Annotated in this window: 16 protein-coding genes; 9 read left to right on the plus strand and 7 right to left on the minus strand. The window is 63.7% G+C overall.

All coding sequences use genetic code 11. The annotated features are described in order from the left end of the window. Positions 1-10 precede the first annotated feature (10 nt). Both EJ071_RS30130 and EJ071_RS30135 read right to left on the minus strand, forming a co-directional pair. Positions 11-373 (minus strand): DoxX family protein, encoded by a 363-nt coding sequence (locus EJ071_RS30130; protein WP_126101100.1) that lies wholly within the window; start codon positions 371-373, stop codon positions 11-13. 27 nt (positions 374-400) lie between these two features. Continuing rightward, a complete protein-coding gene (locus EJ071_RS30135; protein WP_126101101.1) occupies positions 401-823 on the minus strand; it encodes a VOC family protein in 423 nt (140 codons plus the stop codon). Positions 824-999: 176 nt separating this feature from the next. On the opposite strand from EJ071_RS30135, the gene EJ071_RS30140 reads away from it, so the two are divergent. Then, positions 1,000-1,755 carry an AraC family transcriptional regulator gene (locus EJ071_RS30140; RefSeq protein WP_126101102.1) on the plus strand — a complete coding sequence of 252 codons (756 nt, stop codon included), beginning with the start codon at positions 1,000-1,002 and terminating at the stop codon, positions 1,753-1,755. Positions 1,756-1,768: 13 nt separating this feature from the next. Here EJ071_RS30140 and EJ071_RS30145 read toward each other — a convergent pair whose 3' ends face one another. The 3 genes from EJ071_RS30145 to EJ071_RS30155 are packed head-to-tail and all read right to left on the minus strand — an operon-like array spanning position 1,769 to position 3,908. Then, complete coding sequence (locus tag EJ071_RS30145) at positions 1,769-2,617, minus strand: 23S rRNA (adenine(2030)-N(6))-methyltransferase RlmJ (RefSeq protein WP_126101103.1); 849 nt, start codon at positions 2,615-2,617, stop codon at positions 1,769-1,771. A 7-nt stretch (positions 2,618-2,624) separates the two neighbouring features. Next, complete coding sequence (locus EJ071_RS30150) at positions 2,625-3,248, minus strand: hypothetical protein (RefSeq protein WP_126101104.1); 624 nt, start codon at positions 3,246-3,248, stop codon at positions 2,625-2,627. Between the two features lie 12 nt (positions 3,249-3,260). Beyond that, on the minus strand, positions 3,261-3,908 hold the full coding sequence (locus tag EJ071_RS30155) for a TetR/AcrR family transcriptional regulator (protein ID WP_245460032.1): 648 nt from the start codon (positions 3,906-3,908) through the stop codon (positions 3,261-3,263). A gap of 136 nt (positions 3,909-4,044) precedes the next feature. Here EJ071_RS30155 and EJ071_RS30160 point away from each other — a divergent pair, with 136 nt between their 5' ends. The 4 genes from EJ071_RS30160 to galE all read left to right on the plus strand — a co-directional run bounded on the left by EJ071_RS30160 (position 4,045) and on the right by galE (position 7,880). Next, positions 4,045-4,515 (plus strand): carboxymuconolactone decarboxylase family protein, encoded by a 471-nt coding sequence (locus EJ071_RS30160; RefSeq protein WP_126101106.1) that lies wholly within the window; start codon positions 4,045-4,047, stop codon positions 4,513-4,515. A 285-nt stretch (positions 4,516-4,800) separates the two neighbouring features. Further along, a complete protein-coding gene (locus EJ071_RS30165; RefSeq protein ID WP_126101107.1) occupies positions 4,801-5,151 on the plus strand; it encodes a hypothetical protein in 351 nt (116 codons plus the stop codon). A gap of 534 nt (positions 5,152-5,685) precedes the next feature. Further along, on the plus strand, positions 5,686-6,747 hold the full coding sequence (locus tag EJ071_RS30170) for a UDP-glucuronic acid decarboxylase family protein (protein WP_126101108.1): 1,062 nt from the start codon (positions 5,686-5,688) through the stop codon (positions 6,745-6,747). Beyond that, positions 6,744-7,880 (plus strand): UDP-glucose 4-epimerase GalE, encoded by a 1,137-nt coding sequence (gene galE / locus EJ071_RS30175; RefSeq protein WP_126101109.1) that lies wholly within the window; start codon positions 6,744-6,746, stop codon positions 7,878-7,880. The genes EJ071_RS30170 and galE overlap by 4 nt, the downstream gene beginning before the upstream one ends. Before the next feature lie 175 nt (positions 7,881-8,055). Here galE and EJ071_RS30180 read toward each other — a convergent pair whose 3' ends face one another. Then, on the minus strand, positions 8,056-8,700 hold the full coding sequence (locus tag EJ071_RS30180; protein WP_245460033.1) for a DUF995 domain-containing protein: 645 nt from the start codon (positions 8,698-8,700) through the stop codon (positions 8,056-8,058). Between the two features lie 247 nt (positions 8,701-8,947). Between EJ071_RS30180 and EJ071_RS30185 the strand changes: the two genes are divergently transcribed. From EJ071_RS30185 to EJ071_RS30200, 4 genes are all read left to right on the plus strand, one after another. Then, positions 8,948-10,561 (plus strand): glycosyltransferase family 39 protein, encoded by a 1,614-nt coding sequence (locus tag EJ071_RS30185; protein WP_126101110.1) that lies wholly within the window; start codon positions 8,948-8,950, stop codon positions 10,559-10,561. A 127-nt stretch (positions 10,562-10,688) separates the two neighbouring features. Beyond that, positions 10,689-11,606: a lysylphosphatidylglycerol synthase domain-containing protein gene (locus EJ071_RS30190; protein ID WP_126101111.1), complete on the plus strand. Its 918-nt coding sequence runs from the start codon at positions 10,689-10,691 to the stop codon at positions 11,604-11,606. 5 nt (positions 11,607-11,611) lie between these two features. Then, positions 11,612-12,688, plus strand: coding sequence for a glycosyltransferase family 2 protein (locus EJ071_RS30195; RefSeq protein WP_126101112.1), 1,077 nt, complete (start codon positions 11,612-11,614; stop codon positions 12,686-12,688). Positions 12,689-12,722: 34 nt separating this feature from the next. After that, entirely contained in the window at positions 12,723-13,706 is a 984-nt protein-coding gene (locus EJ071_RS30200) for an NAD-dependent epimerase/dehydratase family protein (RefSeq protein WP_126101113.1), read from the plus strand. Between the two features lie 87 nt (positions 13,707-13,793). Here the strand turns inward: EJ071_RS30200 and EJ071_RS30205 are convergent, their stop codons facing one another. Beyond that, positions 13,794-14,201: a hypothetical protein gene (locus tag EJ071_RS30205; protein ID WP_126101114.1), complete on the minus strand. Its 408-nt coding sequence runs from the start codon at positions 14,199-14,201 to the stop codon at positions 13,794-13,796. Positions 14,202-14,428: the final 227 nt, after the last annotated feature.

The raw sequence follows: 14,428 nt of genomic DNA on the forward strand, positions 1-14,428 counted from the left end.
CGCGCGCCCGCTAACCCGCGCCGGCCAGCAGCAATCCGCCGATGACGGCGAAGTTGATCAGAAAAGCGTTGCGCAGCACCTGCCGCTCCGGCTCCTCGGAGGCCCAGAAGCGCAGCAGCATGACATTCGCCGCCAGCGTGAACAGAACAAGCGCGCCGGCGGCGAAAGGCACCGCGATGCCCAGCGCCAGCATCAGGCCGGCGACGATCTCGAGCGCCGACCCGGCGGCCAGCATGAAGGTGGGAGCCGGGAATTTCCGGCTCGCCAGATAGTCGCGCATCGCTTTGAACTTCAGGAAGTGCTCGATGCCGGCGAAGACGAACACGCCGCCGATGAGCAGCGCGCCTATCGCCTGGATGGTATCGATGGGCATGTCGGCCTCCTCATTTTCTCGGAAGGCTCAGTCCTTGGGGATGAAAGCGGGGTTGTAGACGACTTCCCAAAGATGATCGTCCGGGTCCTGGAAATAGCCGGCATAGCCGCCCCAGAAGGTTTTCTGCGCCGGCTTGACCACGCGCGCGCCGGCCTTGACGGCCTCGGCCATCGCCGCATCGACCTCGGCTTCGCTCGCCACATTGTGGCCGATGGTGAGTTCGGTCGGGCTGCGGCCGCTTTGCGGCACCGTGGCGTCGTGGGCGATGCTCGAGCGCTCGAAGATGGCGAACTTCAAGCCGCCGGCAAGCTCGAAAAAGGCGACGGCGCCGTGCTCGAACTCGCGGCCGATGATGCCTTCGGTCGGCAGGCCCAGGCCGTCGCGGTAGAATTTGAGCGACGCTTCGAGATCGTCGACGCCAAGCGTGAGGACGGTGATGCGAGCTTTCATTTCTCTCACTCCTTTCTATATTCGTGACCACATCCGGGGAACGAATGCGGTCTGATGGAAGCGCCTGAAGCGCCCTGAAGTTGCACTCGTTTGCCACGGATGAAGCGGCCGGCATTGAAGATTTCGGCCAAAATGGCCGACGCGTCGATCCGCCGCCGGAGCAGATCGGAGAAAGCATGGAAGCGGTACTGGCCCAGTCCACCGGCTTCTTTCAGCAGAAGCCCGCAGCCGCGGGCCTGGCCAGCGCCTTTTCCGCCGTCTGGGTCCATCGCATGCAGGATGAGGACGTCCCGCCGATCGTCATCACGCCGGACGCGACCATCGACCTGCAATGGATCGACGGCCGGTTCCGCATCGCCGGGCCGGATAAGGAGCCGCAGATCGAGAGGCCGCCGGCCGGGTCGGTGATCGTCGGCTTCCGCTTCCGGCCGGGAGCCGCCGCCGGCTGGCTCGGGGTGCCGGCCGGCGAGATCGTCGGCGGGCGGCTCGACCTCGGCGAGGTCTGGGGCACGCGCGCCCGGGAGTTGTCGGATCGTATCAAGGCCGCGCCAAATCTCGCCGGCATGATGCGGCAATTGGAAGAGACAGTCGGCATGCGTACGGAAGGGCATGACGCGCTCGATCCGCTGATGGGCAGAGCCTACGACGTCATCGACGAGGGCCTGCCGCCGGAAACGCCGCTGGTTCCCTTCCTGCAGCGCCATCTGCATTTGAGCGAACGGACGCTGCGCCGGCGTTTTGAGGACGCCTTCGGCTATGGGCCGAAGACGCTCGACCGCATCCTGCGCTTCCACCGCTACCGGCGCTTGCGCGAGAAGGCTGGCGACGCCTCGACCGCGGTGCTCGCGATCGAGGCCGGCTATGCCGACCAGGCGTATCTGATCCGCGAGAGCCGGCGGCTGACCGGTGTGACGCCGTCGGCGCTGGCGTAAGAGAACGCCGGCGCTACTCGCCAGCCAGCCAATCGACCGTCCAACGCGACGGCTGCTCCGCCGCAAGTAGCCGGTGCAGAGCCGGGAGCATTATCCGCAATTCGCCTTCCAGCGTGAAGGGCGGATTGACGACGACCAGGCCGCTGCCGTCGAGGCTGGGCTCGTTCGAGGCCGGACGGATCTCGAAGCCGATGTCGAGCAGCTTTGGAATGCCCGTCTCCTTCAGCGCCGCGCGGAAAGCGGCGACCGCCTTGCGATCCTTGACCGGATACCAGAGCGCATAGATGCCGCCCGGCCAGCGCCGGTGCGCGCGGCGCAGGTTCTCGACGAGACGCGGGAACTCGCCCTCTCCCTCGAAGGGCGGGTCGACGAGGACCAGGCCGCGCTTCTCCTTCGGCGGTAGATGGGCACCAAGCGCCAGCCAGCCGTCGAGCTCGATCACTCGCGTCTGGAAATCGCCTGCGAAAACGGCTTTGAGCCGCGCAGCGTCCTCGGGATGCAATTCGATCGCCGTCAGTCGGTCCTGCTTGCGCAGGAGGTGGCGCACGATCAGCGGCGAGCCGGGATAGCAACGAAGGCCGCCGTCGGGATTTTCGGCGCGCACCGCTTGCAGATAGGGCTGAAGGAGCGCTGCCGCCCGAGGCTCGAGCGTGGCCTCGAACAGCCGGCCGACGCCGCCCTGCCATTCTCCGGTCTTACCGGCCTCCACCGAGGCAAGGTCGTAGCGGCCGATGCCGGCGTGGGTATCGATGACGCGGAAGGGCTTGTCCTTCTGCTTGAGATATTCGACCAGGCGGCAGAGCACGGTGTGCTTGACGACGTCAGCGAAATTGCCGGCGTGATAGGCGTGGCGATAATTCATGCCGCCCTCACCTCTGCGAACCGCCGCGGCCCCAGCGCGGCGGTGGCGGCTGCGCGTTGGGATTCTGCGGCGGCTTGCCACCACGCCCGAAGACCAGCGAGAGCACCAGCCCGACCAGGCCGATGCCCATCAGCGCATAGCCGGCCGGCTGCGCCCGTTCATCGATCGAACCGGTTCCTGCGCGCAAGATCAGATCGACGGCGCGCATGTCGATGCCGTCGGCATCGCCCGGACCGATGGTGAAGACGTAAGGTCCCGGCGCGACGGTTTCGATCACACCAGCCTCGTCGCGAAAGATCTTATCGGGCAGTTGCGGGCTCACCTGGCGCGGATTGTCGGTGTGGCTGAAGGAGAGCGTCGAAGCGAGCGCGGTGCGGCCGCCGCTTGCCGCGGTCAGCGTCAGCACCGTGCGCTGCTGCGAGGCGACGCGCTCGGCCCGCGCGGTGAGGTCGACCAGCACACGGACAGGCGCGTCGCTTGCCGCGAGTTGAACGGTGGCCGGCCGGAAGCGGCCGCCTTCATAAACGCGATATGTGCCGATCGCGTGGCCGGAGAAATTGCTCATCGCCCATGGATAGAAGACGCCGATCGCGGCGCCGGCGATGAGAATAATTACCGAGAGGAAGCGCATCGAAAGTCCTGGTTATTTCTTCATCCGGCCGCGATCGCCGCTACTTTGCGCGGTTTCGCTCCCGGCAGCTTCGCGGACCCGCTCCATCTCGTCCAGAAACATCTCCAGGCCAAGCTCAAAAGTCTTGTCGAAGCCGGCTGCGCCAAAATAGGCGCCGGCGGCCACGACGCTGGGATAGTCGCGCGCCAGATCCTCGTCATTGACGGTGGTGACCGCCGAAGGCCCCTTGGCATAGCCGGCGGTCTCATCGAGGATCGCGCCCATCAGATAGTAGCCGGCTGCGCGGAACAGGCGGGCGCTGAGCTCTGGTCCGAAACCGCCATCCTCGAACAGGCCGATGATCGCATTCAGCTTGGCAAGGCAGGGCGGCGAGTTCATCCGGTAGACGACGATGAACGGCGCGAATGCCGGATGCTCGGTCGCCACACGCCGGAACTCCTGCATGCCGATGCGGGCACGGTCGCGCCAGGGCAGGCTGTTGTCGGGGATCACGAGCCCGCTCATCTGGCGATCGACCAACGCCTCGTAGAGATGCGCCTGCGAGGGGAAGTGATGGTAGATGCTCATCGCCTCGCAGCCGAGCCTGGCGGCGAGCTTGCGCATCGAAAAGCCGGATAGCCCTTCCCTTTCGATCACCTCGAAGGCGGCGTCCTCAATCATCTCGCGGGACAGTTTTCCGCGGGTTCGTATTTTTTTGCTTGGCGAGTCCATGGCGCCGCTTGACAACTTACACTGTAAGGTTCATTTTCCACCCCACCTTACACCGTAAGGCTAACAAAAACCAGAGGAGAACATCGTGTTAGTCATTCGCATCGTCCCAAATGTGAATTCCTGCCTGCGTTCCGCATTGCTGCTCGCCGCCATCGCGCTCACCGTGACCTTGACCGCGGCGCCGGCCAGCGCCGACGACTACGACGCCGCCATCAAGGACATCCAATCGACCATGGGCGGCGTGCCCGGCTTCCTGAAACAGTTCCCGAAAGCCGGTCTGCCCGGCGCGTGGGCCGAGGTCAAGGCCATCGAGCTCAGCGACAAGACGGCGCTGCCGCCTAAGGTGAAGTCGCTGATCTCGCTCGCTGTCGCAGCGCAAATCCCCTGCAGCTACTGCATCTGGTCGGACACCGAGAACGCGAAACGCGCCGGCGCCACCGACGAGGAGATCCAGGAGGCCGTCGCCATGGCCGCCTTGACCCGCCACTGGAGCACCATCTTCAACGGCATGCAGGTCGATCTCGCCCAGTTCAAGAAGGAGATGGGCGGAGAGTGAACTCCGTTGCGGCATATGCCTGAAACCAAACGCATGGCCTGCAGCTTCGCGGGCCGTGCGTTTATCGTGAGCGCGACGATCTTCAGCCATTCATCCTGACAACCGGCGGATGTGAATGGCCCACCCACGCCCCTTCGGCACTTCCGCCGAGCAATCAAAATCCAGGCACGCGTCAAACAGCTATCGCTAAATTAACCAAGTTTGCCATAATGTGCACAGGGTGGGCTGCTAGCCAGCGATTCGGATACAAGGGGCCCCATACGCCTAAGAGGATTTTTGATACTCATGGCTCACAAGAAACAAACCGCGCATTCAACTGGCAAACTTTTTTTCGTTTCAAGCAAAATTTTTTATAGTTCCTTGATTTTCAGCACGGTCCTAGCGGTTTCCGGCTGCCAATATTTCAATTTCGGACAACCGACCGCATTCAGCGCGTCGCAGAGCGGCAGCGCTGCCTTAGTCAACTTGAAACCAAATCGAGTTGCGCAGACAAGAACAGTTCCTGCCCCGATTACCAGCGTGAGCGTCAATCCCTATTTCGGAAACGCCGCGCATATCTGCAGCCCAAGCGGCTTCGGACAGCAGTCCCATTGCTTCCTCAGAGGTCCTGGACCGCTTTCGGTGCAGAACATCTGACATTCGATCCAGTCATCCGAATAAAACCGAACGCGTGGGGCGCGCCTGCCCCCAATCTCCTTTTCACGCTATGCTTGGAGATGCCGGCGGCACCCGCAAGAGTCCTCACCGGGACGCTGGCAGGCCGGTTCGGCGCGTCGTTTCATTACCCGGCCCCTGCCAACACGATCACAGTACTTTTGGACCGCCGGCAGATCCGGTCCCCAGCCGTTATGATTAACCAATCGCTAACAGGCAAGGTTAACGAAACGCTAATTTAGTTGACTATGCTGTCCACAGGTATATTTTTATATGCGTTGGGTGTGCAATTTGGGCGAGCAGTCCGCGGTGGTGGCAACCATATTCGTGGATCGCGACTTAGGGGCGAAGGGACGCTGAGCGGCAGCAAATAGCCGCACGGCAAGAGCTCCGCGAACTCAGACAAACACTTCGGTCAATGGCGGTTCCGCGCATGCGGAACGCCGCCATGATTTCACCTGGTCGGGCAACGCTGTTGTCCTGGCCGGAGCGATAGTGTGTGTGCGTGAGGGAGCCATGAGTAGGGTTGCCAAGGTCTTGAAGCTGGACGGCGGGCCAGGTCGCAGGGGTATCGATCGTGGTCGCGCTCTGGTCGCTGGCGGAGCGGGTTTCCTGGGCTCGCATTTGTGCGAAAGGCTGCTCGCCGACGGCTATGAAGTCATCGCGCTGGACAATTTCCACACCGGCAAAAGATACAATCTTGCAGGCATAGCGCGCGACGCCTCCTTCACCTGCGTCAAGCATGACATCATCGATGACCTGCCGGCGGACTTCACTGTCAACGAGATCTACAACCTCGCCTGCCCCGCCTCTCCGCCTCACTACCAAGCCGATCCGATCCACACCTTCAAGACGAGCGTGCTGGGCTCCATCAGTCTTCTGGAGCTCGCCAGGCGCCATAACGCCAAGATCTTCCAAGCCTCGACCTCGGAAGTCTATGGCGATCCGCTGGTGCATCCGCAGCCGGAAGGGTACTTCGGCAACGTCAACACGCACGGCCCGCGCTCGTGCTACGACGAGGGCAAGCGCTCGGCCGAGACACTGTTCTTCGATTACTCGCGGACATACGGCATCGATGTCCGCGTCGCGCGCATCTTCAATACCTATGGCCCGCGCATGCAGCCCGACGACGGCCGCGTGGTATCGAACTTCATCGTCCAGGCGCTGCGCGGCGACGATATCACCGTCTATGGCAGCGGCACGCAGACGCGCTCCTTCTGCTTCGTCAACGACCTGATCGAAGGCTTCGTGCGGCTGATGAACGCCGCGGCGGCGCCGCAGCACCCGGTCAACCTCGGCAATCCCGTCGAGTTCACCATCATGGAATTGGCCGAGTTGGTCATCGACTATACGAATTCACGCTCGCACATCGTGCACAGGCCGCTGCCCGTCGACGACCCCAGGCAGCGCAAGCCCGATATCTCCTTTGCCCGGCAACACCTCGGCTGGGAACCGAAGGTCGCGCTGAGCGAAGGGCTCGCCCATACCACGGCCTATTTCGACGCGTTGCTGGGCTGCCGAAGGTTCGTCGTCCCGCAAGCCGTCCAGGCGTCCTCTGTCAGGGAGGCGACAGCATGACGACCCGCCGCCCCGTTCTGGTGACGGGTGGCGCCGGCTTCATCGGCAGCCATACTTGCAAGTTGCTCTCGGCGGCGGGCTACCTGCCCGTGGTCTACGACAATTTAGGCCGCGGCAACCGGAAGGCCGTCGCCTGGGGTCCGCTGGTCGTCGGCGACATCCGCGACCGCGAAGCGCTGCAGCGGGCGATCGGCACTTACAAGCCGCTGGCGGTCATCCACTTCGCTGCCCTTGCCTATGTCGGCGAGTCGGTCAGCGAGCCGGCGGAGTATTACGCGACCAATGTCGGCGGCACGATCGCGGTGCTGGACGCGGCGCGGACAAACGGCATCGACAAGGTGATCTTTTCCTCGAGCTGCGCAACCTACGGCGTGCCGGAGGCGCTGCCGGTCAGCGAGACTTCGCCGCAGAAGCCGATCAGCCCCTATGGCCGCAGCAAGCTGATGGGCGAAGAAATCATCAGGGACTACGCCGCAGCCTATGGGATGAAATACGCGATCCTCCGCTACTTCAACGCCTGCGGCGCCGACCCCGAGGGTGAGCTCGGCGAGTGGCATACGCCCGAAACCCATCTCATTCCCCGTGTGCTGATGGCGGCGTCGGGCATGATCGAGGCGATAGAGGTCTTCGGCACCGACTACGAGACGGCGGACGGCACCTGCGTGCGCGACTACATCCATGTCAGCGATCTCGCCCGCGCGCATCTCAAGGCATTGATGCATCTCGAGGCCGGCGGCGACAGCCTGTCCGTCAATCTCGGCACCGGCCAAGGCATCTCGATCCAGGAAATCCTCGAGGCGGTCGGGCGCATCACGTCGCGCCCGGTGCCGGTTGCTTACAAGCCGCGCCGGCCCGGCGACCCGGCCGGGCTTTTCGCCGATCCCAGCCTGGCGCGCGAGCGACTGGGCTTCATGGCGGAGAATTCCGACATCGACACCATCGTCAGGACGGCCGCGCCCTTCTTCGGGCTTGCCGCGGCCTCGATGCCGAAAGCTTTTGGCGCAACCTCCACCGTTTCACGCGTAAAGCGCGCGTCGAGCGGCGCGAAGACAACGAAAAAACGCCAGCCCGCAAGGCTGGCAGTCGTCCCTGTGAGTACTGTGTCGGGGCGCGGGCTCGCTGAGCTTGGTTGAGGGCTTGTCTCAGCGAGCCTCTTCTATCCGGGCGGAAGGCTGTTGGAGCGGTTCAGCTTTCAATGGAAATTGCCGGCTCGCCCGAAGCATGTGTTCTTGGGCAAGTCCCGCTCCAAAGCGCGTCGCGCTGAAACGGATCCAGGCGACGCGCTTCAGGGTTTTTGAGCGACATGCATCAACTCTTGCTGTCGACCAGCTTGCGGGTCTCGTCGAACTGCGTGCCCTTGGTGTTGCCGGCCTCGAATTTTTTATGCTCGTCGGCGGGATCGTCCTTGGCGTGCTTGAAATCGTACCACTCGCCGTCCGGGTCCTTGCGCTGCTCGATGTTGCCGCTTTCGATGCGGTGGCTGTAGCAGGTGCGTTGCGGCTTGGTGGTGTAGGTCTTGGACCTCCAGGCAAGTTCCATGCACATCTTGCCGGTGTCGGTCACCAGCCACCGGCCTTCGGCGACGGCGGGCTTATCCTCACCGGCCGTCCAGGCATGCAGTCGCCTGTCCAGCCCGAAATAGGCGGCACCATTCTTCCAGTTCCAGGTGCGGTCGGCATAGAGAAGCTGCAACTCGAACGCCGTCGGCGCGGCTTCGGGCTTGGCGGCGGCCTCGACAGCCGCGCTGTTCTTCGCCGCGGCGGCATCGGCGGCGCCTGCAAACGCGAGCTGGCCGCAGGCCATCAGGAGCGCCACGACACAGCCGCGCGCCGGATGCCGGCGGACGCTCATGCCGGGCTTGGATGGAAAAGCAGCCTGGTCTGTCGTGTCGATGAGCAAGCGCATGTCGATAGCCCCCACCTCGACCCTGTCACGGTCGGGTCGAGTAACCATGGTTTGGAAGATTTTCTTCGGGGCTTTTCGCGTTCCGTCGCAAGCCCGGGCCCGTCAGCCCGGCGCGGCGCGATCAGCGCCCTTGAAACCATTAACAGCCGCGCGAGGCGCCATGTCAACCGAGTCCAAGTCTAAGCATCGCAACAAGCTGTTATTTAACCACGGCTATTACAATCTTGTGATACTGTGACAGTGTTTGGCAATTGTGCTGCGCCAGAGTAGCTTGGGTGGGAAGGGGCGGCTCCAGATGACAGGCAACACGGAAACGGCCGACGTCCAGGGCGTGGCGTTGCCCGTCCGGCAAGCAGCGGCCGGCATCCGTATCAATCTCCATACGCTGATTTTGCTGGCCATCCTGCTGGTGGCGGCAATCGCCCGGTTTCACAACATCACCCAGCCGCTTGTCGACGCTTTCAGCTGGCGTGAGACAAGCACTGCCATGATGGCCGACAATTTCCAGCAGCGCAGCTGGAACATCTTCTTTCCCGAAGTGAGCTGGACCGGCCCCGGGCCGAGCTATCAGGGGCGGGAATTCCAGATCGTCAGCTATCTCACCGCCCTGCTCTATCAGCTCTTCGGCTGGCACGACTGGTTCGGACGGATGATCGCGGCGGCGTTCGGCATGGTGACGGTGTTTTCCCTGCACCGGTTGACCGCGCTCTGCTGGGACGAGGCGCATGCCCACGCGGCGGCGCTCGCCTATGCGCTGATGCCCGGTCCGGCGATGATCGACAGCTCGTTCCTGCCCGACCCCTCGATGCTGGCGCTGGTGACGCTTGGCGTGTGGGTGTTCGCGAAATACTGGACCGGCGGCAACGCATGGCTGCTGCCGCTGGCGACGCTCAGCTTCACGCTGGGCGCACTCGCGAAGCCGCCCGGACTCGCTGCCGGCGCGGTCATCTTCTACCTGATGGTCTGCTGGATCGTTGCCGGGAAAAGAAGGCATGCGGCCAGGGTGTTCGCGGCTGGGCTGCTGAGCCTCGCCATCATCGCCGCTTATTTCAGCTGGGCGATCTATCTCGGCCGCTCCTACCCGCCGTATCATGTGGCGGGCAGCGGCTATATCTGGGATTCCGGCTTCTCAACATTCTTCAAGAACAGTTTCTACCTGAAGTCCGTCTGGAACACCTCGGTCTGGTGGTTCTACGGCTATCCGTTCATGGCGCTGATCGCCGTCGGATTCTGGATGCCGCCGAAGCCTGCCGAGACCAGCGAGCGAGCTCTTTCGGCCATTCCCTATGTGTGGCTCGCGGCGGCAGCGGTCGTTTATATCGCCGCGGCGCGCGAGATCACCAGCAATCCATGGAATTACCACATCTTCAATGTGCCGTTGGCGATGTTCTGCGGTCGCGGCGCGCTGGTGCTGGCGACGCTCGGCACCGGAACGGCGCTCACCCCCGCCGTCATGCTGCGCTCGGCCTTCATCGCGGCGCTGGCCCTGGCGCTTTCGACCGTTCCTCTGCTCAAGACGATGAAGGCGCCGATCGCCATGAACGGCAAGCTGCTCGGTGAGGAATTGGCGCGCCTCGTCCAGCCCGGCGAGCTTGTCGTCGCCATCGCGCCGGAGGCCGGCGACCCCGTCGCGATCTATTACAGCCGGGTCCGCGGCTGGGTATTCCCGCCCGGCGGCGGCGATGTCGAATGGTCGAAATTCGCCGAGGACGACACCACCGCGATCGCGCAGCTCGAGGATCTGCGCACCCAGGGCGCGGATTATTTCGGCACCGCCAAGAACGCCGCCGACAAACGGGATCGTCTGTTCGTCGAACATCATGACGGGGTGGTCGACTACCTCGACAAGACCGCAACCAAGCTTGTGGATTCGGACAAGCTGCTGGTCTATAGGATCACCCGCCCGTGAGGGAGCGGCGCCTGTCGAGGCCGGCCATGGCCTTTCGGCGGCAAACGGCAGTCGGCGGACGGCCGCGTACCGATGAACGTTGCGTCCGCAGCCGCTGACGCGGCAACGGAAGCCGGCGGAGACCTGGTTGAAAAAAGCATTCTCGATAATCGTCACCCTGGCGCTACTGGTATGGCTTGCCGGCGACGCGCGCTGGAAGATGGTGGGCGACGCCTTCGCCAGCGTCACGCCGGGCGCCTTCGCGGCGGTGACACTTACGCTGTTCGTCACCTATGTGCTGCGCGCGCTGCGCGTCTGCGACGAATTCCGCGACGAGGTGAACGGCCGCTTTGGCGCCTGCCTGCGCGTCATCCTGATCCACAACGCCATGATCAACGTGGTGCCGTTCCGCGGCGGCGAAACCGCCTTCCCGTTGCTTCTGCGCCAGGTGTTCGGCATCTCGATCGTGCGCGCCAGCGCTTCGCTTCTGTGGTTCAGGCTGCAGGACGCCTTCGTCGTCGGCGTGCTTGCCTGCCTGGTGTGGCCCGGCCTTCATCCGGCGCTCAGGGCCGCGGGCATCGCGGCACTGATTGCGGTTGCCTGGTATCTGCCACGCTGGGCGCGCGCGCCGCATGACTGGGCCGGACGCGGCAAGATCGTTTCGAAGCTCGGCAAGCTGCGCGACATCTTCACCGAGGCGACCGGGCGCTCCCGCTACGGCTGGTGGTGGACGGTCGCCAACTGGACGCTGAAGCTTGCCGTGCAGGGATGGCTGCTCGCCATGCTGCTCGGCACCACCTTCCAGACCGCCTTTCCCGGCGCTGTCGGAGCCGAGGCCGCCGCCATCCTGCCGGTGCAGGGCGTCGCCGGTTTCGGCACCTATGAGGCGGGCGCCGCGGCGGCGCTGCTTTACTCCGGCATCGCCATGAAGGACGGCCTGCAGGCGGCGCTGGCGCTGCATCTCTTCATCCTCTGCTCGGCCGTCGCCACTGGTGCGATCGCCTGGCTGTTTCCCTCGAAATCGACGCTGCCGGAGACCCCGGCCGCGGGGCCTGCAAGGAAATGACCGCCATGGATCTGCTCCCCATCCCCCAAACGGGACTGCCCGCCGGCGCCGTCATGCCCGAGCACAAGCTGTCCATCGTCATTCCCATGTACAACGAGGCCGACAATGTCGAGCCGCTGGTCGTGCGCATCCACCAGGCGATGGAGAACTACAGCCAGCCCTGGGAAGTCGTGCTGGTGGACGACGGCAGCACCGACGCCACGCCGAACGAAATCCGCAGGCTCGCGGCCGAGTATGGTCCGCATGTGCATGGCGTGGAACTGGTGCGCAACTTCAAGCAGACCGCGGCCATGCAGGCCGGCCTCGACGCCGCCCGCGGCGACGTCATCGCGACGCTCGACGGCGACCTGCAGAACGACCCGTTCGACATTCCGCGCATGGTCTATCGCCTGCTGACCGAGGACCTCGACCTCGTCGCCGGCTGGCGCAAGAACCGCCAGGAAGGTTTCTGGATGCGCAGGCTGCCGTCACGCATCGCCAATTCGCTGATCGCGCGCGTCACCGGCGTCAAGCTGAAGGACTATGGCTGCAGCCTGAAAGTCTTCCGCGGCAGCGTCATCCGCAGCGTGCGGCTCTACGGCGAGATGCACCGCTTCATCCCGGCATGGCTGGCGACGGTGACGACGCCGCGCCGCATCGCCCAGGAAGTGGTGACGCACCACGCTCGCATCCACGGCCAGTCCAAATACGGCATCTCGCGCACCTTCCGCGTGGTGCTCGACCTCGTCTTCATGTTCTTCTTCATGCGTTATCGCACCAGGCCCGGCCATTTCTTCGGCGGCATCGGCATCGTGCTCGGCGTGCTCGGTTCGCTGGTGCTGGCCTATCTGTTCAGCCTGAAGGTGTTTCTCGGACAGGACATCGGAACGCGCCCGATGTTGTTCACCGGCTTCTTCCTGGTCATCGCTGGCCTGCAGATGGTGACGTCGGGCGTGCTCGCCGAAATGCTGTCGCGCGTCTATCTCGAAGCAAATGTCTCCCTCGCCTATGTGGCACGGCCGCAGCCCGCGCATGGCGAAGGCGACGGCTGGCACTTACCGAGCCCGCCGGCAAGCAACAAGACCAGGTCACGCCGGAAATGATCTGGACCGCCCTGTTCTCGCCCGAGGTCCCTGCATGACCATCCTGGTGACAGGAGCCGCCGGCTTCATCGGCAGCCATGTCTGCCAGCGCCTGCTCGCGCGCGGCGACGACGTTGTCGGCGTCGACAGCATGAACACTTATTACGACCCGGCGCTGAAGGCGGCGCGGCTCGCCAGGCTTTCCCCGAACAGGGGATTTTCGTTCCTCCAGCTCGACATCGCCGAGCCCGGCGCGCTGGCAGCGAAGCTGAAGGGTCAAAAGTTGGGCGGCATCGCTCATCTCGGCGCCCAGGCGGGTGTGCGCTACTCACTCGAAAATCCGCGCGCCTACATCCACGCCAACATCCTCGGCCATCTCGAGGTGCTGGAGCTTTGCCGCGCATCGCCCGAGATCAAGCATCTCGTCTATGCCTCGTCGAGCTCGGTCTATGGCGGCAATACCAAGGTGCCGTTCGCGGAGACCGACCGCGTCGACAATCCGGTGTCGATCTACGCCGCGACCAAGAAAGCCGACGAGCTGATCAGCTCGACCTATTCGCATCTCTATGGCCTGCCGCAGACCGGCCTGCGCTTCTTCACTGTTTACGGTCCCTGGGGGCGCCCGGATATGGCCGCCTGGATCTTCACCGAGGCGATGCTGGCCGGCAAGCCGATCCGCGTCTTCAATCATGGCGAGATGTGGCGCGACTTCACCTATGTCGACGACATCGTCGACGGCGTGGTTGCGGTGCTGGACCGGCCGCCGCCAGCCGACGGTCCAAGGCATCTGATCTACAATATCGGCAACAGCCAGCCGGTGCATCTCGGCCGTTTCATCGAGACGCTGGAAAGGCTGCTCGGCGTCAAGGCTATCCGCGAAGATCTGCCAATGCAGCCCGGCGAGGTCGAGAAGACCTATGCCGACACCAGCGCGCTGGAGCGCGACTTCGGCTTCAAGCCGAAAGTGTCGATCGAGGAAGGGCTGGCGAAGTTCGTCGACTGGTACCGGCAGGAATGGCGGCCGGAGGGCAAGAGGTAGCGCGCGGTCAGGCGCAAATCCTCTCGCCCCCGGCTCTCGCCCCCCGGCGACCGTTCAGCGCGCGGCAGGCCCGAGCGCTGATGTGGTTCAACGCGCCCGGCAAGCCGAGCGCTGGCCAAAGCCGCTCGGACCGCAAATCCAGGGCGAATGGCCGAGCAGCGGGCCAGCACTGCCCAGGCTGTAGGAAACCCTGGTCGGCGCCGACGTGCGGATGCGCTGCGGCCGCAGGAAGGCGGCATAAGCTTCCTCCCTCACACGCGTCACGCTGGTCATCTGCGTCAGATGCTTGCGATGGACCCGATAGAGTTGCTTCTTCTTGACGTAATGGACCTTGTTGCCGATTGCCTTCACCGCGGGCTTGTTGCCGCCGATCGAGCTGGTCTTGGCCGTATCCATGGTCTGGCAACCAGACACCATCGATACCAATGCAATAGCGGCAAAGGCGTGGGCATATTTTCTGCCGACCGCCGCCGCGCTTTCCATGAATTTCTTCATTGCCGTCCCCTGCCGTGAAATATAGTTCACCATGGCGCGAAGATATATTTCGCTCTGCTTTCTTTCGCGCCCGGCGTGAGCGGCCTTTCGCAGCTCACATCATGGCTTAATATTAGAGGAGACTTATTAAAATTCGTGCAAACGACATGATGAGCGTCGTCTTTCGGCACTCGATCGACTCTTATTAAAATTTGAACTTTTGGCAGACAAACGGCGACCGGCCCGCA

This window comes from Mesorhizobium sp. M1B.F.Ca.ET.045.04.1.1 (genome assembly GCF_003952465.1).
In the GTDB taxonomy this organism is placed as follows: domain Bacteria; phylum Pseudomonadota; class Alphaproteobacteria; order Rhizobiales; family Rhizobiaceae; genus Mesorhizobium; species Mesorhizobium shonense.